Raw genomic sequence first — 22,524 nt, forward strand, 5'->3', positions numbered from 1 at the left:
ACTGGTAAAGCCCGGTAGCCGAAGATGTCCCGGCCTTCGCATCCGCCCGCATCCCGCTTTCTAGCTGTGCCTGAGCGATCAGATATTGGAAATCAACACCGGTCCGCTGCGCCGATTGCGCGATAATGCTTGGCAGATCGCCGCGCCCGGCCGTGCGGAGCGGAGCGAAATCAGCACTCGAAAAATTGGAAATGGGCAGATTGGACATGGTGATATCAGAGTCTCCTGTGAAGAGGAGAAGCAATAGTCATGCCAAATTGTTTAAGGGTGGAGGACTGTGCCTAACACCAATCCCGTCATTTCACAGAACGCGGGAATCTCTCTGAGGCAAAGCCGAAAGATTGCGAACTATACAGCTTAATTCCCGCCTTCGCGGCGGGAATGCGAGGGTTTTGTGATGTGATGCTGCATGTGTCTTGAAAACACCCTAATCCCCCTCCCAGTCAGGGAAGGAGTAAGGAGCTGAAACAAGTCTAGCGTCCGCGCGCAGCTGCGGAATAAGTGTTTGCCTGACCGCCGCGAAAGCCAGTCAATAATTGCAACCGTGTGGAGCTATGGTCGCGTAAAAACCGCAGGCGGTATATTGACGCCTGCATTAATTCGTCCGCTTCGCACAGAAGCGGTTTCAAATCGTGGTCGATCTCCCCGGCCTCAATCGCGCCGAGCCTGGTAGCCGCCTCACTTAAGCCGGTGCTGGCTCGGAAAATGGCATCACTATCGTGACCTTCCAAAGCAGAAAACAGCGTATCTTGTGCGTTGCGGAAAGATTCCACTATTGCTTTCATTTATCAGATTCCGTTCCGAATACGCCCATATCGAGCATCTTTTGCGCCAGCGCGGCAGTGTCCACGCTATATATTCCGGCTGAGATTTTCTGACGCACTTCGGCCACTTTCTGTGCATCAAACGGCGGTGTTTTAGCGGCAAGCAGGGAAGCCGTGGTTGTGATGGCCGGCTCTGCTTTGCCCTGGTCCGCGTTCTGACTTGCAACCGCGCCGCCGATTTTCCTGGCCGTTCCTTCTTGTACCGCCGGGCGATCCAGCCGCGTATTGATGGCCGAGTAGCTTTCAACAGGTTTCATTACAATGGCTCCTTCACACTTTCAGCCTTCAGTGTTTCTTGCTTTTACACTGGCACCGATAGTTTTCGTTCCTAACGATTTACGGCGCGTTGTGAAAAAATTAATATCTCTCGGCAAAAAATAATTACTGGACCAGTTCCACTTCGCCAGATCCGGACACGCGGGCCATTAATTCCTTGGATTTCCGGCTGGAACGGACAGGAATATAATCACCGATTCGTCCGTTTTTCTGGGCCACGACTCCATAGCTTATGGAAAAACTGGGCCGCCGGACGACAAGTGTCAGGGGCTGGTTTCTTAAAACAACATATTCGCCGGAGCGATCTTGACCGGAAGATTGCCCTGCCTGCCCGCCTCGCACCGGCACAAATATCCGCCAGCCGAGATGGGGACAGCTCACCATCACGGCGCTATTATTGGTAGCCGATAACTGCACTTCACCGGGGCAGCGTTTTAATCGCAATTTCGTGTCGATTGGCGCAAGCGCCCCGCCCGCTTCGCCAATTTTGGCATTCAGATGCTCGGCAACCTGCCGGTCGAGCGCGGCGCTATCCTCAAAAGGGGAAGCTGCACCCATTGCAAGAAGGGAGAGTATCGGAAGTGTAAGGCGTTTATATTGCATGTCTGGTTCCTGTGCGTTCGATCCGGAAAGAATTACCCGAATAAACTTGTCAAAAACCAAGCAGGTTTCATGCCAGTTTATCACTCACAGCTTTTCATTCATCCGTAACGTCGCTTTTCGGTGGCAGGAAGGTGAGCATGATATTCGGCTTGCCACCCGCCTTGGACACCAGTTTCTCGGGGATTTTGAGGGAAATCATCTCTCCGTCCTGCCCTGCCCTTTCAAAAGCATCGGCAATCGCGGCAGAACGCGCCGCCACTTTTTCCCATTGCCGCAATCTTTGCCCGCCCGGCATCTGCGCTACAACAGGAACATATATCGTCAGCAACTGTTTTTCCCGAATGTTCGGGATCCGTGCAATTTCTGCGCGGGCATAATCGGTCAGCATCGCGCTGTTATCTTCGAAAAAGTCGGTGACCTTATATTCAAAGGCAGCATGGATGCGCGGGGCCGGTGCGCTTTGTTCTGCCAGTTTTTTGCGGGCATCCGGACCGGCGATATTCACAAAATGGGCATAGGCAAAGACGCTGAGCAGCATCAGTGCCAGGTCCAGAAAAGATAGCGTGGTGCGTCCTGCGATCATCGGTCAATGCGCCGCCCGCAAGGGTTTCGCCGGCGAGAAATGAACCGGCGTCAGTTTGACAAGTTCCCGTTTCGCAACCGCGATCATATGTTCTGCAAGGGCCGCGCGATAGGTGTTCAATATCTCTGCCCGCGCTTTCAGCCGCATATGGATGGGGAACGCGATGATGTGGGAAATGAACATGCCATAAAGGCTGGTGAGCAAGGTAAGGCTCATCGCCGGGCCCATTTTCAGCGGGTCGATGCCGGTCGCAAAAAGCTGGATCAGGCCGATGATCGTGCCGATCAAGCCGATTGCCGGCGCAATTTCAGAAGCTGCGCTCCAAAAACTGGCAGCCAGGTCCTGTTTCTTTTTGGCTATATTGCACTGCAATCGTGCCCATTCCTCAAAAGTCTTTGCATCCTTGGCATTGACCAGCTCTCCAATCATTCGGGTGATGAATGGATCCTCGCTATGCAGCTGCTCCAATCCGACAAAGCCCTGTTCCCGCAGCATAAAGTCGATACGGCGGCACATGAAAGTCGCATTTTCTCCGCTCTCCGCAAACGGCTCCCTCCCGCAATGGGGAAGCGCTGCAAAGGCCAGTCCGAAAGAGGATTTTCCATTTTGAATCCAGGCCATGACAAGCACACAGCCAAGCACAACGCCGAATATCAGCGGATCAAATAGCTGCCCGAACTTGCCGAGCACATCACTATTACCGAATATCATGTCCACCGGCTTGCTCTCCCAACGCTTGCAGGACGGACAAAAGCGGCAAGATTTTTCCGCTCACCGGCAAGATTTTGCCGCTCCAGACTAGCTGTGAACAGGTTTTTAATTTCTACGGCCATGAAATCCCCAAAAACTGCCATTTCTCTTTGCCCGTCAAGAAACTGGCACGTCGTTTGCGTTGAACTGTTCGAGATTAGCTATCCCGGAACATCTCAGGACCGGTGCTTCTCAATCAAAGTGACGGTCGCAGGGCCGCAATATTAAGACAGGATTTCGTTCGATGCCGAGTTTGGATCAGATTTTTGCATTAAATGGCGGGGCGCTACAGTTGCGGTCCCAGCGTTTGAACATGCTGGCTTCTAACATCGCGAATGCGTCAACGCCGGGTTACAAAGCCAAGGACCTCGATTTCGATCGTGCGATGCAACAGGCACAAGGCGGAGGATCGCTGAGCAAAGCAATGAGCGACCACACGGGTTTCCGCGTGCCGCTGCAACCCTCGCTCGATGGCAATACTGTTGAGCTATCTGTCGAACAAACCCTGTTTGCCGAAAACGCCATTCAATATCGGACCACCCTCTCCTTTCTTCAGGGCCAGGTGTCAACGATCCAACGCGCCTTGAAAGGGGAATAGAGATGAGCGGTATGAATGTTTTTGATGTCGCCGGAAGGGCGATGTCAGCGCAGATGGTGCGGCTGAACACCACCGCATCCAACCTTGCCAATGCCCGCACGGATTATGCCTCGAAAGACGAAGCCTACCGTGCCGTGCGCCCGGTTTTCCGCTCCGTCATGGAAAATAATATGGCGACAGTAGATGTCGAGCGCGTCGTCCAAACCGACCTTGAGCCGCAAAGACGTCACGATCCGTCAAACCCGATCGCCGATGAAGAGGGCTATGTCTGGGAAGCCGCAGTCGATGAGACAGCCGAGATGATCGACATGCTCGAAACCGCGCGAAACTACCAGAATAACGTCCAAGTTTTACAGACCGCAAAATCACTCATTCTAGAAACGGTAAGGAACCAGTAATGGAGATCAATCCGCAGGTTTATGAATTTAAAAGATCAAATACTTCCGACCTGTCCTTCTCACAGCCCGCCGGTGCGGTTGGCGATAGCACAATGAACCAGGATTCCTTTTTGCGTCTTATGACGACGCAGCTAAAGTTCCAGGACCCGTTTGACCCGATGGACAATCAGGCGATGGTCGCACAGCTCGCCCAGTTTTCAAGCGTTGCGGGCATTTCGGAGATGAACAAGTCTCTTACCGACATTGCTTCCATGCTGGGCAATAATCGGCTGTCCGATGCGAAGGAATGGATCGGGCAGTCTCTTCTGGTTCCGGGCAACTATGTCGTTGCGAACAAGAACGGTGAATATACCGGCGAGTTTGAACTGAACCAGCCGAGCGAGAATATCTCTATCGACCTGCTCAACGAAGCCGGTGAGATCGTCATGTTTGCCGAACTTGGCCAGCAGGAAGCAGGCCCCATCCAGTTTAACTTCGATAGCAAGAATGCAGATGGCGAACCGCAAGACCTTGGCCGGTTGAAAGTCCGGGTGAACGGCGGGTCCGTGTCCAATCTTGCAACTTGGGTTCCGGTCGCATCCGTCAAAACATCCGAGGGCAACGGTCCGCCCATCCTCGTAACCCCGATTGGTAATGTCATGCCTTCGGAAGCACTGCGCATCGGATAAGCGCAGCCATATTTCCAGATTTAAAACAGGAGAAGAATAATGTCTTTCTTTACATCCCTAACCGGCCTGAAAGCGGCACAAACCGACTTGAACGTGATTTCAAACAATGTCGCCAATACAAGCTCGATCGGTTTCAAGAAAAGCCAGGCGATCTTTGGTGACCTGTTCGCCGCGGCACCGACCCAGACGACCAAGACGGTCGCCGGTCAAGGTGTCCGGTTGAGCGGTATTACGCAGCAATTTACGCAAGGCACATTGAAGCCGACCGAAAAAACACTCGATCTGGCGATTGCCGGTGACGGTTTTTTTGCCGTCCGCAGCCAGCCACCGCAAGAAAGCTTGACCTTTACCCGTAACGGTGCGTTCACGGTCAACGTTGACCATGAAGTCATCGACACAACCGGCTCCAAGGCACAGCTTTTGCCTGTTGATGCCAACGGTATCGCAACCTCCACCAATGTTGCCGACATGTATGACTTTGTCATGCCTGAAACCGATCCGGGTGATCCCAGCGCATTGCTTGCCAATATTTCCATCAATGGTGAAGGCGTGGTCACTGCTAGCTTTACAAACGGCAACCAGATCAAACTCGGCGCCTTGGCTCTGGCCAGCTTTACCGCGATTGAGGGGCTTCGCCCGAACGGCGATGCCCATTGGCAGGCAACCGGTGATTCCGGCCCACCTAAGATCAATCAGGCAGCTAATGGTCCGTTGGGACAGGTACGTTCCGGCGCGCTGGAACTGGCCAACGTGGATATTACGGAGGAGCTGGTTTCGCTTATCTCCGCACAGCGTAATTTCCAGGCCAATGCCCAGGCTATCGAGACTGCCAATACCCTTAGCCAGACGATGATCAACCTGAAGGTCTAAACTCCTGACGGATAGAATAATCTAGGAAAGTCTAATGGATAAACTTGCATATACCAGCGTCAACGCGATGAAATCGTTGATGAACCGGCAAACTGCCATCGCCAATAATATGGCGAACGCAAATACGGTTGGTTTCAAGGCCGATATGGTCTCGGCGCATGCCAAATATTTAACCGGTCCCGGCCATGATAGCCGGGCAATGGCGGTCGAACGGGATATGCAAGCCAATATGAACGCCGGTGTGATTACACAAACCGGCCGTCCTCTGGATGTTGCACTGGAAGGCGATGCCATGATCGCGGTTCAGGCAGCCGACGGGGGAGAAGCATATTCCCGGCGCGGTGATTTACAGATCGCCGCGTCGGGAGCCATGCTGACCGGTGACGGTTTTCCGGTGATGGGGGCAAACGGGCCTATCACCATGCCGCCCGCGGAACGGGTGGATATCGGCGCCGACGGGACAATCTTTTTTGTGCCCAAAGGCGGTGATCTTAATATGCCACAGGAGCTGGACCAGATGAAACTGGTGAGCATGACCGGCAGCGCCATTTCCAAGGGAGCCGATACATTATTTCGTGCCGCCGATGACGGTATCCTGCCGATTGATGAAAATGCCCGGCTGGTATCCGGCGCGTTGGAAGAATCCAACGTCAACATGACCAGCGCTCTGGTGGACATGATCGAAACTAGCCGCGCCTGGGAAACCCAGGCCAAATTGCTGCGGACAGCCGAAGAGCTGGATGAAAGCAGCGCTGCGGTCATGAACATACCGCAATGATGATTGAGTGCGTGAACCGCACGAAGGAGACGATAAGATGAGCAATGCAGCCCTACAAGTCGCGCGCACCGGACTGGACGCGCAAAATACCAAAATGCGCGTTATTGCCAACAATCTGGCGAACGTGAACACTACCGCATTCAAACGCGACCGCGCGGATTTTGAAATGCTTGCCTATCAGAATATCGTCACGCCGGGCGCGCCATCCGATGCACAGAACCGCTTTGCCAGCGGCCTGCAACTGGGCTCTGGTGTAAAACTGTCCGGGATCGGTAAGATCGATACCCAGGGCACATTGCAGAACAGCGAAAATGCCCTTGATATGGCGATTGAAGGGGCCGGTTTTTTCCAGGTGGAAATGCCTGATGGCACCATAGGTTACACTCGCGCCGGTAATTTCAACATGACCGCAGAGGGCAATCTTGTCACCAGCGACGGCCTGCCCCTCATCCCCGGTATTCAGGTTCCTCAAGATGCAACATCGCTGACCATCGGCAATAACGGTGTGGTGTCAGCGACGCTTGCTGGTCAGAACGAACCCAGTGAACTGGGCCGGATAGAGCTTGCCAGCTTCACCAACCCGGCTGGCCTGCTTTCGGTCGGCAACAATATCCTGACCGAAACCGCAGCCAGCGGCATGCCTCTGGTGGGCGAAGCGGGCGCGGAAGGGCGGGGCCAGATCCGTCAGGGCGCGCTGGAAGGCTCCAACGTGAATATTGTCGAAGAACTGGTCAACATGATCGAGACGCAGCGTGCCTACGAGGTCAATTCAAAGATGATCTCCGCCACGGATGAAATGCTGCAATTCGTGAATCAGCAAATCTGATGAACTTTACTCTGAGCGAGAGACTTTAGCATCATGCACATATCACTGCTTTCAAAATTGCCCCTGGCGATCATGGCCGCGCCCTTCATGCTTATGGGCTGCATGGGCTCTGGTGGCAGCGCACCGGAACATGGCTTTGCGCCTGTGGTCGCGCCTGTCCTTCCCGATGCTGCCCCTGCTCATGCAAATGGCGCGATATTTCAGTCCGCTTCCGGATATGCAGCTTTAACCAGCGGCATGCGTGCCAGCCAAAAGGGTGATATCATCACGATCCTGCTGGTTGAAAATACCAAAGCGGCCAAGACCAACAGCGCATCCAAGGACCGTGGTGGCGGATTTTCTCTGTCGCCGCCCACAACCGGGCCATTCTCGCTATTTTCACCCAGCGATGTCGCGGCAGGCGGATCACAGAATTTTACCGGCAGCGGGAAAGCGGCCCAGTCCAATTCCCTGCAAGGGCGGATCAGCGTGACGGTGGTCGAAAGCTATGCCAACGGAACCATGCTTGTGCGTGGACAGAAACTGACATCGCTGAACCGCGGCGACGAGCATACACAATTCAGCGGCCTTATCCGTGCGATTGACGTGTCATCCGACAACACAATTCCATCCAACAAGGTCGCCGATGCCCGCATCATTTACGGCGGCACGGGCGAAATCGCCACGGCCAGCAAGCAAGGCTGGCTGCAAAACTTCTTTTCCATCATTTCACCCTTTTAGTCCCCGGACAGGCGAGACACTATGACCCTATTCCCGAAAATAAGCCGCTCCATTCGGAAAGTCGCCGCATTTGCAATCGCTGCGACGATTACAGCCATGCTTGCGGTGCAACCGGCGCAGGCTGAACGGATCAAGGATATCGGGCAGTTTGCCGGTCTTCGTACCAACCAGTTGGTGGGCTATGGTATTGTGGTCGGGCTTGCCGGAACCGGCGACGACAGCCTGGAATATGCCACTTTGGGCGTGAAGGGCATGACCAGCCGCTTTGGCCTACCGCTGCCCCCCGGCATCAATCCGGCAACCAAAAATGCAGCGGCCGTCATGGTCACCGCCGAAATGCCGGCCTTTGCCAAACCCGGCCAGCGGCTGGATGTGACCGTCTCCGCTTTGGGCAAAGCAAAGTCGCTGCGCGGCGGCACGTTGATTTTAATGCCGCTATATGGCGCGGACCAACAGATTTACGCGATGGCACAGGGCAATCTTGCTGTTGGCGGCCTTGGCATTTCTTCCGCAGACGGGTCCAGATTAACAGTCAACATTCCCTCTGTCGGTCGGATTTCCGGCGGCGCCTCCATAGAACGGACGGTCGCCACGGGTTTTGAAAGCGAGCCTTATCTCAGCTTTAACCTGACCGAAGCTGATCTTACGACATCCCTGCGCGTTGCGGACGCGATCAACGAGGCGGTCGGCCGCGAAATCGCCATTGCGAGCGATGCTGTCACCGTGCGTATAGCCGCCCCTCCTGGCACGCAGGAGCGCGTCATGCTGATGGGCAAGATCGAAAATCTGGCGGTTATAACGGCCGACGCTCCAGCCCGGATAATCATCAATGCACGTACCGGTACAGTTGTCATCAACGGCGCGGTCCGGCTTGGACCGGCGGCGGTCAGCCACGGCAAACTAACCGTGCGGGTAGAAGAAAATCCGATGGTGGTTCAGCCCGCTCCGTTTAGCCGCGGACGCACCGAAACAGAGCAGGATAGCGACATTTCAATAGAGGACGAAGGCGCGCCGGCATTTGAAATCGGCACGCGCGCTTCTTTATCGGAAATTGTCGAGACTATTAATTCCATCGGTGTTTCACCGTCTGATCTAACAGCGATCCTCGAAGGATTGAAACAGGCAGGCGCCCTGAAAGCGGAGTTGATAATCATATGACCTTCATCAATCCTAACGGAAATCCTATACTGGCATCGCCAAGCCATGCCGCCAAAGCACCGGCAAGCGGCGCCAATGCCGCAGCGAAAGCTGACGCAAAAGCCGAAGTCAAAGCGATGGCCGCAGATTTTGAAGCTATTTTTGTCCGCCAGATGCTTACCTCTATGCGAACGGCTTCCCTGGGAGAGGGTATATTCGACGGTCAGGGCATGGAAGAGTTCCGCGACATGCAAGATGCCCAGCTCGCAAAAAACATGGCCGAAAAGGGTGTGTTCGGTGTTGCCGACTTGTTGAGCCGGCATTTGGACAAAACCGGAGTAACCGCGAATAGCGCCGGTCAATATGGCGGGAAGGCAAGATAATGTCTGACATGTTAAATATCGGGCGGTCTGCTCTACTGGTGAATAGCCGCTCGCTGGAAGTGGTCGGATCAAACATCGCCAATGCCGAAAATCCCGATTACGTACGTCGCTCCCTGAATGTCGGGGACACGACGATCTATAGTAGCACCAATCCGCTCTATACCAATTATACCGGCTCCGGCGGCGTGGCGATAAAGGGCATTACCCGCGCCAGCGACCAGTTTCTGGAATCCGCCACCCGCCAGACCGGCGCTGACCGGGTGCGAAGCGAAATCATGGTCCAATGGATGGAACAGGGCGAAATCGCGCTGGCCAATAACAAATCCGACATTGGCAGCCAGTTGACCAAGCTTTTCGGCAGCGCAGAGCAACTGTCTGCGGTGCCATTTGAACCGGCGCTCAGGGGGCAATTTCTGGGTGATATTGAAGACTCGGTTGCACGCTTCAACCAGACAGCGGCCAACCTGTCGGCAACGCAAAACCTGATGGACGGAGCCGCTGCCCAAGAAGTCACGGGCCTTAATAGTGCCCTAGCCGAGCTGGCCGCGATTAACCAGAAACTGCGCCCCACCCAAGAGGGTACATCGCAGCAAATCGCCTTGCTCGACCAGCGCGACGCGGCCCTTACCGTCATTACCGAAAAGCTGGATGTCGAGCTAAGTTTCGGGGCCAGTGGCATGGTCGATATTACACGCGGCGGCACCAGTCTGGTCGATTTCAACATAGCCAGCCCGGTGACGTTTGTCCCCAATGCGGGCGGCGCTTTTGACATAGAGGTTGGCGGAACGATCCAGCCATCGCCCACCGGCGGAACAGTGGGCGGGCTACACCGCGCACAATCGAACACTGCCGCCCTATCCGCCGAACTGGATGCCTTGGCGGTGCAGTTTGCCGCTGAACTGAACGGCTGGCAGGCCAATGGCCGCACAGATGGCGGGGCGCCCGGCGCTGCTGTAGTGTCGCATAGCGGCACGGCGGCCAGCCTGACGGCAACCGGGCTGACAGGTGATGATCTTGCTCTGGCATCGTCCAGCGGCGTTGCCAACGGCAATATACTGGCCTTTGTTGACCTCAGAACCGCGGGCGGGACAGAGCAGAAATATGAAGGGATGATCGTCAGCCAGGCACAGAATCTATTGTCCACACGCAGTGAAAGCGACGCGGCTATCGCATTTGACCGGGCCACGAGGGAAGCACGCAACCGTGTATCATCCGTTGATCTCGACCGCGAAGCTGCCGACCTTATCCGCCTGCAACAAGCCTATGAAGCCTCCGCCCGGATCATTCAGGTCGCGCGGGAAACCATTCAATCCGTTCTGGCAATTTTTTAGGGCAGATTTTTAATCGGGTGCCGGACCCAAAGCGCCCAAGGGGGAAATAATGCAATCGATCAACCGAACTAGACCGCCGGATGCGATACAGAAACAGGCCGAGCTATCGCGATTGATTGCCCGGACAGAGGAATCTGTTGCGACGGGGAAAAAGTTCACCCGTCCGTCCGAAGCACCCTCGGCATGGCTGGAAATCTCTACCATCAGCAAGCAAGCCACTATCGAGGACGGCTGGGCCAGCAATATCGGCCGCGCCCGCATATTGTCGCAGCAGGCGGAATCCACCATCGACACTTTGTCAAGCGGAGCCGCCCGTGTCCGCGAGTTGATGATCCTCGCCAATTCAGAAACACTGGCACAGCGCGACCGCGACATTATCGCGCTGGAACTGGAAAGTTTTCGGGACCAGTTCAATAAGTTGAGCCTGTCGAAAGACAATTATGGCGGTTATCTTTTCCACCCGGGCGATCCGATCCAGATGCGGATAGATGCGGATGTGATGGTCACCCCTGCCCCCACGCGGCAGGAAGTGTTCGGCGACATTGATATTGGCGGCGGCATGACCGAGGATCTTGATGTCATCATGGCCGATATGATCGATGCTGTTCGCACCGGCAATGCAGCGGATAGGTCCGACCAGTTGGCGCATGCCAAGTCAGTGAGCGACCATTTCGCCACCGTAATCGGGCGTCAGGGCGTGCAAGGTAACCGGCTTGATGAACAGGAATTGCGGTTACAGGAATCAAAGCTGAACATCACCGAGCGGCTAACCGCCCTTGAGAGTACGGACGTGACCGAGGCCATAGCCCAGTTCAAGTCCCTGCTGGTGAATCTGGAGGCGGCGCAGCAACTATATGCCCAGACGGGCCGGACATCGTTAATCAAGCTTATCGGTTAACCGCTGTTCATCACTATCGCGCTCTTAATCATAAGGACCCCCGCCCGTTAACCAATATGAAGACCGTTCCCTCGCTAGCCAGAGGGTCAGTCGGATGAAACGGGCCTGTATATTGGAATGAGTTTATGTTCGCTGGAATTGGTATTGTTGTTCTGCTGGTCATGGTTTTCGGGATTTTCGCGCTATCTGGCGGTGATCTGGGCGTCGTTCTTCATGCGCTTCCTATCGAGATGGGGATTATCGGCGGCGCGGCTGTCGGCGCTCTGATTATCGGCAATAACGGCGCTCAGCTAAAGGCTCTGCTCGGCGCAATGGGAAAGGTTTTCAAAGGCCCGACCTATGGCAAACAGGATTTCATGGACTGCATCTTGCTGGTATCCCAGTTGAACAAGATTCTGAAAAGCGACGGCCCGGTTGCGCTGGAACCCCATATCGAGGACCCAAAAGCATCCCCGATTTTCAGTGCCTATCCCAAATTGTTAAAAGACGATGCCCTGATCCACCTGATCGCTGACAGCTTACGGCTGGTTGTGGTTTCGTCGGGTACGCTTGACCCTTATGCGGTCGAAGATGTCATGAACCAGTCCATCAAGACCCATCATCATGAAGCCATTGCCCCTGCCAACAATCTTCAAACACTGGCCGATGCGCTGCCTGCTCTGGGCATCGTTGCCGCGGTTCTGGGCGTTGTCAAAACCATGGGTGCTATTGATCAGCCGCCCGTAATTCTAGGCGCCATGATCGGTTCGGCACTGGTCGGGACATTTCTGGGCGTATTATTAGCCTATGGCTTTGTCGGCCCGATGGCCGGCCGCGCACGCGCTTTGATCGAAGGCGATGCGACTATCTATCATGTCGCAAAACAGCTCATCATCGCCAATCTTCATGGCCACCCGCAGCCGCTGATTATCGAAGCTGCCCGGACCAGTGTACCGCATTTGAACCAGCCAAGTTTCTCCGATGTATTTGACGCGGTAAGAGGACGCTGAACATGGCCAAGAAAAAAGCGCCTGAACCAGTTCGGCCGATCATCGTAAAGCGGATTATTGCCGATAGCCATGACGCCCATCACGGCGGGGCATGGAAGGTCGCCTATGCGGACTTTGTTACCGCGATGATGGCGTTTTTCCTGCTGATGTGGCTGCTTGGCGCGACGGATGAGAAACAGCGCAAGGGCATAGCCGACTATTTCGCCCCCACCATTGCTCAGGTAAAGCGCGACAGCGCCGGCGGCTCGAAAATGTTTGGCGGTTCATCGGTCACCGATCCCGACAAATATCCTCACAAGGCGACCCAGATCGGCAATCAGGCCGTGGCCATCTCGCCAAAGAATGATCCGCTGCGGGAGAAAAAGAAGCGCATCGACCGCCGCCGCGATTCCATCCCCAAATCATTGACCGCCCAGGAGTTTGAACAGCGCGTCAAGCAAGAGCTGATGAAGAACCCTGAAACGGCGAAATTGCTCTCCAACGTCCGCTTTACCGACACCAAAGAGGGACTGCGGATCGACATTATCGACGAAGCGGATTTCAGCATGTTCGCGCTCGCAACCAACAATCTGCAATCCCGCGCAATTGAACTGATCGCGCAAGTCGCCAAAATCATCGACACGGTGGACAATGAACTGATTATCCGGGGCCATACGGACAGCCTGCCCTATGCCAGCGGGCAAAATATGAACAACTGGCTGTTATCCTCCGCCCGCGCCGAAGCAACTAGACAAGAGCTCGTCAGACAAGGCGTCGGACTGGACCGCATGGCCCGGATCGAAGGCGTCGCTGATACAGAACCCTATAACCCGGCCGAGCCGATGGATGACCGGAACAGGCGTATCTCGATCACGATGAAGACCGAGTAGGGACTAAATGCCCGGTTGATGGTGATCCCGGCGATCCGAAGACGGTTCGGAAGATTACCGCGATTCCACGTCTTGCACAGCATCATAACCAACAACCGTCACTCCCGTCTTCGCGGGAGTGACGGCATTGGCACGAGCGCAAAGCTCTGCCAAGCCCTCCTAAATTACAACCATTATGGACTTAATATATATCAATGGACCCAAGTTGGGCCGAAAATCGGTTGATATTTTTTCATCCGATTCGGATACAAGTGCCTGAAAGTCAGACCTTTCGATCAAAGCCATTTTGCAACCCCCGCAGGTTGCGGTTTTGATGAACGTAGCGCACCTGGTATGCGTTATAACATTGGGTAGAGTGGCTCACCCCGCTCTACCCAAGCGTGTTTCTAGGGGCTGGAAAGGGCGGCAGGTTGGCTGGAACTTGCTTGGAGCATGCACCCCTTTTGCCATTACTCTGCTAGTGGGGCGCCTGTTGTGCCGAGGGTCAACTACGTTTCCAGATCAGTCGCTTTATCCATATGCCCTCGTCATTCCCGCGCCGGAATGACGATATCTGGAAGGCCGCAGCCAAATACATGGGCCTCACAGCCCACGCCCCCCACACAATCACAAATTGCTTGAATATTTCAGAACGCTGTTACGTCCCTTGGACTTGGCTTCATAAAGCGCCAGATCTGCCTTGCGGAGTAAGGAGCGCTTTGTGTCCGATTTCAGACATTTTGCAATGCCTGCGGAAAAAGTGACAGTCCCTAGCGGGCGACCGGATTCCAGGTCAACCAACTGTCGGCGGGATAAGGCTTCCCGGCATTTGTCCACTTTTTTGACCACTTTATTGATGTCGTCATCTTCAAAAATAATCGCAAATTCTTCGCCGCCATAGCGGGACGTATGGCATTTGCTGTTCGACATGGAAGACAGCTCATCGGCGATCAGCCGTAATACCCGGTCTCCGCAATCGTGGCCAAATTCGTCATTTATCGCCTTGAAATGGTCAATGTCGATAAAGGCCAGAATCAGCGACCGCTCATCCCCGATCAGTTTTTCCAGCACCCCGTCCAGCGTCCGTTCAAATTTCCGCCGGTTCGGTAGCTTGGTTAGCTGGTCAAAATCCGCATCGTTTCTGGCCTGCTCCAATTCGGCATGCAACACCGCCAGCTTCTTATTGGTCGCGGAGATTTGGGCGCGACTTTCTCGTGTTGTTTCAATCATCAGCTCTGACAGGTCGAGCAGTTTCTGGACGGTCGTATCAAGGTCAAGGTCGCCTGTCCGCGCCCGGATATGACCAGCCTGTTCGATCAGGCTGTCTTCCCATTCAAGCGTGGCTTTTTCGCCATGGTCTATCGACTGTGTTGTCGTTCGGATATGAGCAATCGCTTCGGTTAAAATCTTGTCGATTTTCATGCCGATGTCTGATCGCAAATATTTGTCATGCAGTTCGCGCGCAGCCATATTATCAAGGCGCCCGGCGCAGGACAGGCCGCGTATCTCGTTCTTCAGTGCGACTTTCCCGCCGCAAATATATTCCCACCCCAGTTCCAGGTTTCCCGAAGACAACGAAAGTCCGTGCTGCCTGATGAAGCCGGCAATGTCATAAAGCGGCGAACGCTCACCGTCTGTTACGATACAAACCGGGCACGCCTCATCACCGTTTTTGTCACTGAAATAGGTTTCCAGTATATTTTTGATATCCAGTTTCACTTTTTATCCTCAATCTGGCGCAATGTGTCAGATGCGTCATCCGGTTAGGGATTGTCCTCGTCCCGCAATGGTTAACGGCAGATCAGGGAAGCGATTAAGTGCCTCTCCCCCTCCATTATCCGTGGGGTAAGTATTTGCTCAAATCACAATGCAATGCGGCGCCAAGACAAGTAAGTCATCCAAGCCTGATACTTATGATATGACATTTTACATTCGATAGTCTGTATTATTGTTGAAGGCAGAACTATCGTCAATTATGCGGCTTCAACTATGCGAATAGTCCCCCAGAGAAAAGCAAGTTTCTGTTTCAGATTTTCGTTTGCAACTGCGGCATAGGGCAAAAGCCAGCCATACAGCTCAGAAAAGGCATTATATAATGATGTGTGAGGTGCAAGAAACGAACAGGGATTCCAATATCCCCGCTCTGATAGCGAAACTTGAAATGATTTTGTCCCTGCTGGACAACAATGGCCACCGGATCTGCGCGATCAAGGTAGAAGAAGCTATTTGCGCGCTGAAAGAAGATCAGCAAAAACTGGCGGCTAAAGGCGGTAATAGATGCTGACGCCTTAATCGGAATAGGGAAATGCCGTTTATATCTTCAGACGGCTTAGGCTGTCCGGATTTGTTGAGCTTCCGCAGTAATGATCCCCATAATGGGCGGCCGGTTTAACAATTTGGTAGAGGGCGGTTTCTGTTGGTTGGTCCTTGCAGAAATCGCCCTCTTTATTTGATAAAAGCTAATCAGTCAGACCACCAAAGGCTTCCTTGATCTTTGAGAAAAAGCCCGTGCTGTTGGGGCATTCGTCGCCAGTTTCGGTTTCCTGAAACTCGCGCAGCAATTCTTTTTGCCGGGAGGACAGCTTGGTCGGGGTTTCGACATCAATCTGAACGACCATGTCGCCATTCCCCCGCCCGCGCAGAACCGGCATACCAGCGCCGCGTTGACGGATTTGTTTGCCGGACTGGATACCGGCGGGAATACGGATTTCATGCTTGGTGCCGTCAAGGCCGGGAATGGCAATCTCACCGCCCAGCGCAGCGATGGTAAAGCTGATCGGCGCGCGAGTGAACAGGGTCGTGCCCTCACGCTCGAACAGATCGTGGCGTGCCAGATGGATAAAAATATAAAGATCGCCGGGGGGAGCGCCATAAGCGCCTGCCTCCCCTTTGCCGGACAGGCGGATGCGTGTGCCGCTGTCAACACCAGCCGGGATTTCGATTTCCAGCGTTTGGGGCCGGTCAACGCGCCCTTCCCCGCGGCAGACATGGCACGGGCTTTCGATCACTTCGCCACGGCCCTGACAGCTTGTGCAGGTGCGCTCGACGACAAAAAAGCCTTGCTGTGTCCGGACTTTGCCATGGCCATGACAGGTGGTGCATGCTTTTACGCCAGTACCTGCCTGTGCGCCGGAACCGTCACATTCGTCGCAGCCGACGGAGACATCTATTTCAATTTCGGTTTGCTTGCCATGGAACGCATCTTCAAGCGAGATTTCCATGTCATAGCGCAGGTCCGCACCCCGCGCAGGGCCGCGATGATGTTGCTGACCGCCAAAGCCGCCAGCGCCGCCGCCAAAAATAGTTTCGAATATATCGCCAATATCGTTAAACGCCGCGCCGCCAAATCCGCCACGCCCTGCATTATTGCCGCCGCCATTGGTGAAGGCCGCATGGCCATATTGGTCATAGGCCGCCCGTTTTTGCGGGTCTTTCAGAACATCATAGGCTTCGTTGATATTCTTGAATTTCGCTTCCGCTTCCGGGTCACCGGGGTTTTTATCCGGATGATATTTCATCGCCAGTTTGCGATAGGATGATTTCAGCGTTGCGCCATCGCAGCCGCGTTCAACCTGAAGCTCTTGATAATAGTCCATTTCGGTTGCCATTACTTACTACCCAGCCCTCCCCGAAAGCCATAAATCCAAAACAAATCGGTTGCTGGGCCTGCCGTATGTCCCTTTTGAAAGAACATGGTTCCGGCAGGCCCGACAACCTCAGTTTTTGTGGCCGTTACTCAGCGGCTTTATCTTTGGAGTCCGTGTTGTCGTTGTCATCGACTTCGGAAAATTCCGCATCGACCACATCGTCATCCGCACTCGCGGCTGCACCAGCTGCCGCTGCATCCGCAGCATCGCCACCCGCAGCCTGCTCGGCTTCGTAGATTTTCTGACCCATTTGCATGGAAACCTGAGCCAGCGCTTCTGACTTGGTTTTCATCGCTTCCGGATCGCCGCCTTCAATCGCTTCCTTGGTTTCCGCGATTGCCGTTTCAATCTGACCTTTCAGATCGGCGTCAATCTTGTCACCATGTTCGGACAATTGCTTCTCGGTCGTGTGGACCAGACTTTCGGCGTTGTTTTTGGCTTCTGCCTCTGCACGACGCTTTTTGTCTTCTTCGGCAAATTTCTCGGCATCCTGAACCATCTGGTCAATGTCGCTGTCGGACAGTCCGCCAGAGGCCTGGATCTTGATCTGCTGTTCCTTGCCGGTGCCTTTGTCTTTGGCCGACACGTTGACAATACCGTTCGCGTCAATGTCGAACGTCACATCAATCTGTGGCACACCGCGCGGTGCTGGCGGAATACCGACCAGATCGAACTGGCCAAGCAGCTTGTTATCCGCCGCCATTTCACGCTCGCCCTGGAACACGCGGATGGTCACCGCGCCCTGATTGTCATCGGCGGTCGAATAAACCTGCGATTTCTTTGTCGGGATCGTCGTGTTGCGGTCGATCATGCGGGTAAAGACACCGCCCAGAGTTTCGATACCCAGCGACAATGGAGTCACGTCGAGCAGCAATACGTCTTTGACATCGCCCTGCAAAACACCGGCCTGAATAGCCGCGCCCATGGCAACAACTTCATCGGGGTTCACGCCGACATGCGGCTCTTTACCGAAAAATTCCTGCACGGTTTCACGAACCTTGGGCATACGGGTCATACCGCCGACCATAACAACATCGCCAATTTCCGACGCGCTGATGCCGGCATCTTTCAGAGCTTTTTTGCAAGGCTCCAGCGTGCGGCGGATCAGATCACCGACCAGCTTTTCAAGGTCGGAGCGCGTGATGGTTTTCACCAGGTGCTTCGGACCATTCTGGTCAGCAGTAATGAACGGCAGGTTGACTTCCGTGGTCTGCGCCGAAGACAATTCGATCTTCGCTTTTTCCGCGGCTTCTTTCAAACGTTGCAGCGCCAGCTTGTCCTTGGTGAGGTCAATGCTTTCCGCTTTTTTGAAATCTTCGGCCAGAAATTCAACGATCTTCGCGTCGAAATCCTCACCGCCAAGGAACGTGTCACCATTTGTCGATTTCACTTCGAAAACGCCGTCGCCGATTTCCAGAATGGAGATATCAAACGTACCGCCGCCAAGGTCATAAACAGCAATGACCTTGCCTTCGCTTTTTTCAAGCCCGTAAGCCAGAGCCGCAGCCGTTGGCTCGTTAATGATACGCAAAACTTCCAGACCGGCAATTTTACCGGCATCTTTTGTGGCCTGACGCTGGGCATCGTTAAAATATGCCGGAACCGTGATAACCGCCTGCTGGACGGTTTCGCCAAGATAGCTCTCGGCCGTTTCCTTCATCTTCTGCAACGTGAATGCGGAAATCTGTGCAGGCGAATATTCTTCACCGCCCGCTTTTACCCACGCATCACCGTTGGAACCTTTGACGATGTCATAAGGGACCAGTTCCATATCTTTTTTCGTCATCGGATCATCGAACCGGCGACCGATCAGACGCTTTACGGCAAAAATGGTGTTTTCCGGATTGGTCACAGCCTGACGCTTGGCTGGCTGACCTATCAGGCGCTCGCCATCTTTGGCAAAAGCGACAACAGACGGAGTTGTCCGCGCGCCTTCTGAATTTTCAATTACCTTCGGCTTTCCGCCGTCCATAACCGCAACGCAGCTGTTGGTGGTGCCCAGATCAATACCGATTACTTTAGCCATTTTTCCCTCAATTCACTTTCAAATATTTTCTAAAACTAGCAAAATAGCCGCCCGGCCCTTTTAGATTGGCACCGTTACAGCTTCGAGATGGGATATAGGTGGCATTTTCTTCGGCACAAGACTTGGCATTGCCCTGTCGAGCCTGTAGAAACAAAAAAACGCTTTTGCAGTCCGCAAGAACAGGAGTTTTTGGCCCGTCATGACAAAACTATATTCAATATTTTTTGCATCTATCGCCGCAATTTTCCTTTCCGCTTGCGGTCAGGGAGATGTGCTTTTGGTCGATGAGGCAGTGATCAACCTCTCTCCGGTCGAGGGTAACCCGTCCTCCGGTTATTTCACTGTTCGCGGCGGTCCGGAAGATGTGGCATTGCTTGCCGTCACCGCCGATGACACGCTGCGCTTGGAAATGCATGAAACCATTGAAGAAAACGGCGTCTCGAAAATGCAGGCAGTGGACAGGGTTGAGATTCCAGCTGGCGGAACGGTCAAGTTTGAACCCGGCGGAAAGCATCTAATGCTTTGGGGCGTTGGCAACAGATCGATCGAGCGCGGCACATTGCGGATGATCTTCATATTCTCAAACGATGACCGGATCCAGGTCGATGCTGTAATCAACAAGGTGGGCGGGGCTGATGCTGAAGCCCAGGATGAGGAAGCCCACAACGCAGAATAAGTGGTAACTCTGGACGAGACCGGGATAGACAAGCCAAAAATGGGCGAAACGGTTCGCTCTTTAACCGATGCGGAAAAGGCAATGTGCCTTTCCGTTTTCGGGGAGGCGGTTGATTATCAAAGCGTACGGATTTTCAATCGTAAATGGTGGCCCTTTCATCCCCGCCGCGTCACCATGGCCCCCGATGGCAACATATGGTTCCACCCCCGAAGCGGCCTGTTCCGCGCCGATTATAGCGATGCGGATATTCATATACAGGGACTGTTCATTCATGAAATGGTCCATGTCTGGCAACATCAAAGCGGCGTCTTTCTGCCGCTCGCCCGACATCCATTCTGCCGCTATGACTATAAGCTGATCCCCGGCAAGCCCTTTGCAGACTATGGAATTGAGCAACAGGCAGAGATTGTCCGGCACGACTTTCTGTTAAAACAGGGCGCACGGTTAAAAAACGGATTCCAGCCCGCGCAATTTGCCGGACTGGTGCCCTTCTCTCCGCTTGGTGTTTTTGCGCCGGGCGACCGGACAGCCTGACCGGGTAAAACCTTTACTATCGGGCTTGAGGCAGCAGCCCCAGCCTTTCCCGCATCATCCACCGCGACAGCATCAACACCGCGACAATGCCCAACCCGCTGGCCAGCCCGGCCCACACGCCAATACCTTCCCAGCCCTGCCAGAAAGCAAGACCGGCACCCACGCCAATTCCGATAAACCAATATCCCATCAGCGCGAAAACCATCGGTACGGTTGTGTCATGCAGCCCGCGCAGCATCCCTGCCGCGACTACTTGCGCGCCATCGGCGATCTGGAAAATTGCAGCAATAGCCAGAAAGCTGACTGCCAAGGCCGCGACTTCTCCGCTGCCCGGCGCATCTGCATCAATGAAAATCGAGATCAGCATTTCGGGTGCCAGTACCAGCACGACCGCCATAGCCGCCATGAATGATGTACCCAGAATAAAGCTGACCCAGCCCGCCCGCTTGATACCGGCATGGTCGCGCCGCCCGTACTGGATGCCAACACGAACCGTCGCTGCCTGCGCTATGCCCATCGGCACCATGAAGGTCAGTGACGCCAGTTGCAGTGCAATCGCATGGGCCGCCACGGATTCCGCATTGATAAGCCCCATCAGCAAGGCCGCAATGCCAAAGACAGAGCCTTCCAGCCCCATGGTCACGGCAATCGGCAGACCCAGCTTCCATATCATCCGATATCGCGGCCAATCGCTATGGGAGAAACGCCCGAACAAATGGTAGCGACGAAAACGCTTGTGCAGCAGGACGACCAGAACCATGCCCCCGAACATCAGCACATTGGTCATCACGCTGCCAATACCGGCGCCAATCACGCCAAAAGCCGGCACGCCGAATTTTCCGAAAATCAGGGCATAGTTAAACAGGAAATTGGCAAGCACCGCGATGACACTGATGACCAGCGCCCAGATCGGCTCTTCTAGCGCGGACACAAAATTGCGTAATATGATGAAGCATAAAAACGGCAGTATCGACCACATATAGGCCGAAATATATAACCCGGCATTGCGCGCAAGGTCAGCTTCCTGCCCGAATGCCAGCAACAGGCTTTCCGTGTTCCACAGCAACAGCCAGAAAGGAATGATAACGGTAATCGCCGCCCATATTGCCTGTCGGAAAGTCCGGCGAACATCGCGCACACTATGGCCCATGCGCCCAATCTCGCTGGCCATTAACGGTGCAGATGCGGTTATCAACCCCATGCAGAAAATAGCGCAGCTCATCGCAAGGTTGAAACCTAGTGTAGCCGCTGCCAATTCGCGCGGACCAAGCCAGCCGATCATCATCACATCGGTCGCGCCGATCAATGCCATGGTGAGGTTGGACAGGATCAACGGCCACGCAAGCCGCATCGTCGCACCGGCTTCACGGCGCCACGGATTCGGTGTTGAAACGAGGTGCGCTGCGCTAACCATAGCGCCCGTTAGCCGAGCCTGAAGCAACGCGCTAGTGAAAGCTGATTATTATCTGTTGAAACTTGTTTTCCGGATGGCCTTATTCAAGGCACCTATCTCCCCCTCCCAGTAAAGGGAGAGGGAAGTGGGCTGAGGGAATGACGGTTTTTGATTAGACCCTAATATTGAGAGCGCCTTAGATTCGCGGAAATCTAGGCTTAAAAATTAACGCGGATAGCCCGGCAAACCGCGGCAATCGTCATCCAGACGGCCTCTGCTGTCATAGCCGTCACAGCCATCATTCTTGTCTACAAAATAGCCTGCCGCCGCACCAGCCGCCGCGCCAATGGCCGCACCCTTCAGAGCATCATCGCCGCCGCCTGTCACCGCGCCAATCACACCGCCAGCAGCTGCACCAGCCGCCGCACCCTCGGCAGCATAATTACTGGCACAGGCAGTCAGGGATACAGCAGAAACCGCTGTAACCGACAGTATTGATATTTTCTTCACTAATGTGTTTCCGATAGGTCGCATATCCATTCTCCTGAAATTAAACTGCCCCGTATAAGGACTTATAACGCACCGGATATGATCTGGTTCATTAACAACCGCGAATTTTCGGATGAACGGCGCCCCTGATGCGATGACTGTTGTTGTACGGGATTGGCTTTCCTACCAAGGCCGCCAACCCGGGCATATATATTACACGGCCAAAGTTGACACCCCCTCAAAATTGATCCTTGCAGCCCGTTCCATTGTTCTGCCATT

Annotated in this window: 27 protein-coding genes and 1 pseudogene; 16 read left to right on the forward strand and 12 right to left on the reverse strand. The window is 54.3% G+C overall.

All coding sequences use genetic code 11. The features are described 5' to 3' along the window. The 7 genes and pseudogenes from VIN76_RS11530 to VIN76_RS11560 all read right to left on the reverse strand — a co-directional run. Positions 1-208 (reverse strand): annotated as a pseudogene (locus tag VIN76_RS11530) (lytic transglycosylase domain-containing protein); the annotation flags it as partial. Positions 209-473: 265 nt separating this feature from the next. Then, positions 474-785: a hypothetical protein gene (locus tag VIN76_RS11535; protein ID WP_332042001.1), complete on the reverse strand. Its 312-nt coding sequence runs from the start codon at positions 783-785 to the stop codon at positions 474-476. Then, entirely contained in the window at positions 782-1,081 is a 300-nt protein-coding gene (gene flgM / locus VIN76_RS11540; RefSeq protein WP_332042002.1) for a flagellar biosynthesis anti-sigma factor FlgM, read from the reverse strand. The genes VIN76_RS11535 and flgM overlap by 4 nt, the downstream gene beginning before the upstream one ends. Before the next feature lie 124 nt (positions 1,082-1,205). Then, entirely contained in the window at positions 1,206-1,703 is a 498-nt protein-coding gene (locus tag VIN76_RS11545) for a flagella basal body P-ring formation protein FlgA (protein WP_332042003.1), read from the reverse strand. A gap of 94 nt (positions 1,704-1,797) precedes the next feature. Beyond that, entirely contained in the window at positions 1,798-2,286 is a 489-nt protein-coding gene (locus VIN76_RS11550; RefSeq protein ID WP_332042004.1) for a hypothetical protein, read from the reverse strand. Between the two features lie 3 nt (positions 2,287-2,289). Next, positions 2,290-2,997, reverse strand: coding sequence for a MotA/TolQ/ExbB proton channel family protein (locus VIN76_RS11555; protein ID WP_332042313.1), 708 nt, complete (start codon positions 2,995-2,997; stop codon positions 2,290-2,292). Beyond that, positions 2,994-3,140, reverse strand: coding sequence for a hypothetical protein (locus VIN76_RS11560; RefSeq protein ID WP_332042005.1), 147 nt, complete (start codon positions 3,138-3,140; stop codon positions 2,994-2,996). The genes VIN76_RS11555 and VIN76_RS11560 overlap by 4 nt, the downstream gene beginning before the upstream one ends. 140 nt (positions 3,141-3,280) lie before the next feature. Between VIN76_RS11560 and flgB the strand changes: the two genes are divergently transcribed. The 13 genes from flgB to VIN76_RS11625 all read left to right on the forward strand — a co-directional run bounded on the left by flgB (position 3,281) and on the right by VIN76_RS11625 (position 13,501). Further along, positions 3,281-3,634 carry a flagellar basal body rod protein FlgB gene (gene flgB, locus VIN76_RS11565; RefSeq protein WP_332042006.1) on the forward strand — a complete coding sequence of 118 codons (354 nt, stop codon included), beginning with the start codon at positions 3,281-3,283 and terminating at the stop codon, positions 3,632-3,634. A 2-nt stretch (positions 3,635-3,636) separates the two neighbouring features. Then, on the forward strand, positions 3,637-4,032 hold the full coding sequence (gene flgC / locus VIN76_RS11570) for a flagellar basal body rod protein FlgC (protein ID WP_332042007.1): 396 nt from the start codon (positions 3,637-3,639) through the stop codon (positions 4,030-4,032). Further along, complete coding sequence (locus VIN76_RS11575) at positions 4,032-4,700, forward strand: flagellar hook assembly protein FlgD (protein WP_332042008.1); 669 nt, start codon at positions 4,032-4,034, stop codon at positions 4,698-4,700. Before flgC ends, VIN76_RS11575 begins: the two co-directional genes overlap by 1 nt. Positions 4,701-4,739: 39 nt before the next feature. After that, positions 4,740-5,570: a flagellar hook basal-body protein gene (locus VIN76_RS11580; RefSeq protein WP_332042009.1), complete on the forward strand. Its 831-nt coding sequence runs from the start codon at positions 4,740-4,742 to the stop codon at positions 5,568-5,570. A 34-nt stretch (positions 5,571-5,604) separates the two neighbouring features. Continuing rightward, positions 5,605-6,348: a flagellar basal body rod protein FlgF gene (locus tag VIN76_RS11585; protein ID WP_332042010.1), complete on the forward strand. Its 744-nt coding sequence runs from the start codon at positions 5,605-5,607 to the stop codon at positions 6,346-6,348. A 37-nt stretch (positions 6,349-6,385) separates the two neighbouring features. Continuing rightward, a complete protein-coding gene (gene flgG, locus VIN76_RS11590; protein ID WP_332042011.1) occupies positions 6,386-7,174 on the forward strand; it encodes a flagellar basal-body rod protein FlgG in 789 nt (262 codons plus the stop codon). A gap of 87 nt (positions 7,175-7,261) precedes the next feature. Beyond that, complete coding sequence (locus VIN76_RS11595; protein WP_414696362.1) at positions 7,262-7,894, forward strand: flagellar basal body L-ring protein FlgH; 633 nt, start codon at positions 7,262-7,264, stop codon at positions 7,892-7,894. 21 nt (positions 7,895-7,915) lie between these two features. Further along, complete coding sequence (locus VIN76_RS11600) at positions 7,916-9,052, forward strand: flagellar basal body P-ring protein FlgI (RefSeq protein WP_414696349.1); 1,137 nt, start codon at positions 7,916-7,918, stop codon at positions 9,050-9,052. Continuing rightward, positions 9,049-9,414 (forward strand): rod-binding protein, encoded by a 366-nt coding sequence (locus VIN76_RS11605; RefSeq protein ID WP_332042013.1) that lies wholly within the window; start codon positions 9,049-9,051, stop codon positions 9,412-9,414. The genes VIN76_RS11600 and VIN76_RS11605 overlap by 4 nt, the downstream gene beginning before the upstream one ends. Beyond that, positions 9,414-10,745, forward strand: a complete 1,332-nt coding sequence (gene flgK / locus VIN76_RS11610) for a flagellar hook-associated protein FlgK (protein WP_332042014.1) — start codon at positions 9,414-9,416, stop codon at positions 10,743-10,745. The genes VIN76_RS11605 and flgK overlap by 1 nt, the downstream gene beginning before the upstream one ends. A 49-nt stretch (positions 10,746-10,794) precedes the next feature. After that, positions 10,795-11,643 carry a hypothetical protein gene (locus tag VIN76_RS11615; RefSeq protein WP_332042015.1) on the forward strand — a complete coding sequence of 283 codons (849 nt, stop codon included), beginning with the start codon at positions 10,795-10,797 and terminating at the stop codon, positions 11,641-11,643. A gap of 125 nt (positions 11,644-11,768) precedes the next feature. Next, positions 11,769-12,632: a flagellar motor stator protein MotA gene (gene motA / locus VIN76_RS11620; RefSeq protein WP_332042016.1), complete on the forward strand. Its 864-nt coding sequence runs from the start codon at positions 11,769-11,771 to the stop codon at positions 12,630-12,632. A gap of 2 nt (positions 12,633-12,634) precedes the next feature. Continuing rightward, positions 12,635-13,501, forward strand: coding sequence for a flagellar motor protein MotB (locus VIN76_RS11625; RefSeq protein ID WP_332042017.1), 867 nt, complete (start codon positions 12,635-12,637; stop codon positions 13,499-13,501). Positions 13,502-14,107: 606 nt separating this feature from the next. Here VIN76_RS11625 and VIN76_RS11630 read toward each other — a convergent pair. Continuing rightward, on the reverse strand, positions 14,108-15,199 hold the full coding sequence (locus VIN76_RS11630; RefSeq protein ID WP_332042018.1) for a GGDEF domain-containing protein: 1,092 nt from the start codon (positions 15,197-15,199) through the stop codon (positions 14,108-14,110). A 442-nt stretch (positions 15,200-15,641) separates the two neighbouring features. Here VIN76_RS11630 and VIN76_RS11635 point away from each other — a divergent pair, with 442 nt between their 5' ends. Then, positions 15,642-15,764, forward strand: coding sequence for a hypothetical protein (locus VIN76_RS11635; RefSeq protein ID WP_332042019.1), 123 nt, complete (start codon positions 15,642-15,644; stop codon positions 15,762-15,764). A 175-nt stretch (positions 15,765-15,939) separates the two neighbouring features. On the opposite strand, the gene dnaJ is transcribed toward VIN76_RS11635, so the two are convergent. Together dnaJ and dnaK are read right to left on the reverse strand one after the other, a co-directional pair. Beyond that, positions 15,940-17,088 (reverse strand): molecular chaperone DnaJ, encoded by a 1,149-nt coding sequence (gene dnaJ / locus VIN76_RS11640; RefSeq protein WP_332042020.1) that lies wholly within the window; start codon positions 17,086-17,088, stop codon positions 15,940-15,942. 124 nt (positions 17,089-17,212) lie between these two features. Continuing rightward, positions 17,213-19,153, reverse strand: coding sequence for a molecular chaperone DnaK (gene dnaK, locus VIN76_RS11645; protein ID WP_332042021.1), 1,941 nt, complete (start codon positions 19,151-19,153; stop codon positions 17,213-17,215). Between the two features lie 199 nt (positions 19,154-19,352). Here dnaK and VIN76_RS11650 point away from each other — a divergent pair, with 199 nt between their 5' ends. Together VIN76_RS11650 and VIN76_RS11655 are read left to right on the forward strand one after the other, a co-directional pair. Beyond that, positions 19,353-19,829, forward strand: a complete 477-nt coding sequence (locus VIN76_RS11650; RefSeq protein ID WP_332042022.1) for a copper chaperone PCu(A)C — start codon at positions 19,353-19,355, stop codon at positions 19,827-19,829. A 39-nt stretch (positions 19,830-19,868) separates the two neighbouring features. Next, positions 19,869-20,363, forward strand: a complete 495-nt coding sequence (locus VIN76_RS11655; protein ID WP_332042315.1) for a vgr related protein — start codon at positions 19,869-19,871, stop codon at positions 20,361-20,363. Positions 20,364-20,379: 16 nt separating this feature from the next. On the opposite strand, the gene VIN76_RS11660 is transcribed toward VIN76_RS11655, so the two are convergent. Both VIN76_RS11660 and VIN76_RS11665 read right to left on the reverse strand, forming a co-directional pair. Further along, a complete protein-coding gene (locus VIN76_RS11660; RefSeq protein ID WP_332042023.1) occupies positions 20,380-21,777 on the reverse strand; it encodes an MATE family efflux transporter in 1,398 nt (465 codons plus the stop codon). Positions 21,778-21,981: 204 nt separating this feature from the next. Next, a complete protein-coding gene (locus VIN76_RS11665) occupies positions 21,982-22,290 on the reverse strand; it encodes a YMGG-like glycine zipper-containing protein (protein WP_332042024.1) in 309 nt (102 codons plus the stop codon). Between the last annotated feature and the right edge of the window lie 234 nt (positions 22,291-22,524).

Origin of the sequence: Parasphingorhabdus sp., assembly GCF_036568145.1 — a bacterium.
In the GTDB taxonomy this organism is placed as follows: domain Bacteria; phylum Pseudomonadota; class Alphaproteobacteria; order Sphingomonadales; family Sphingomonadaceae; genus Parasphingorhabdus.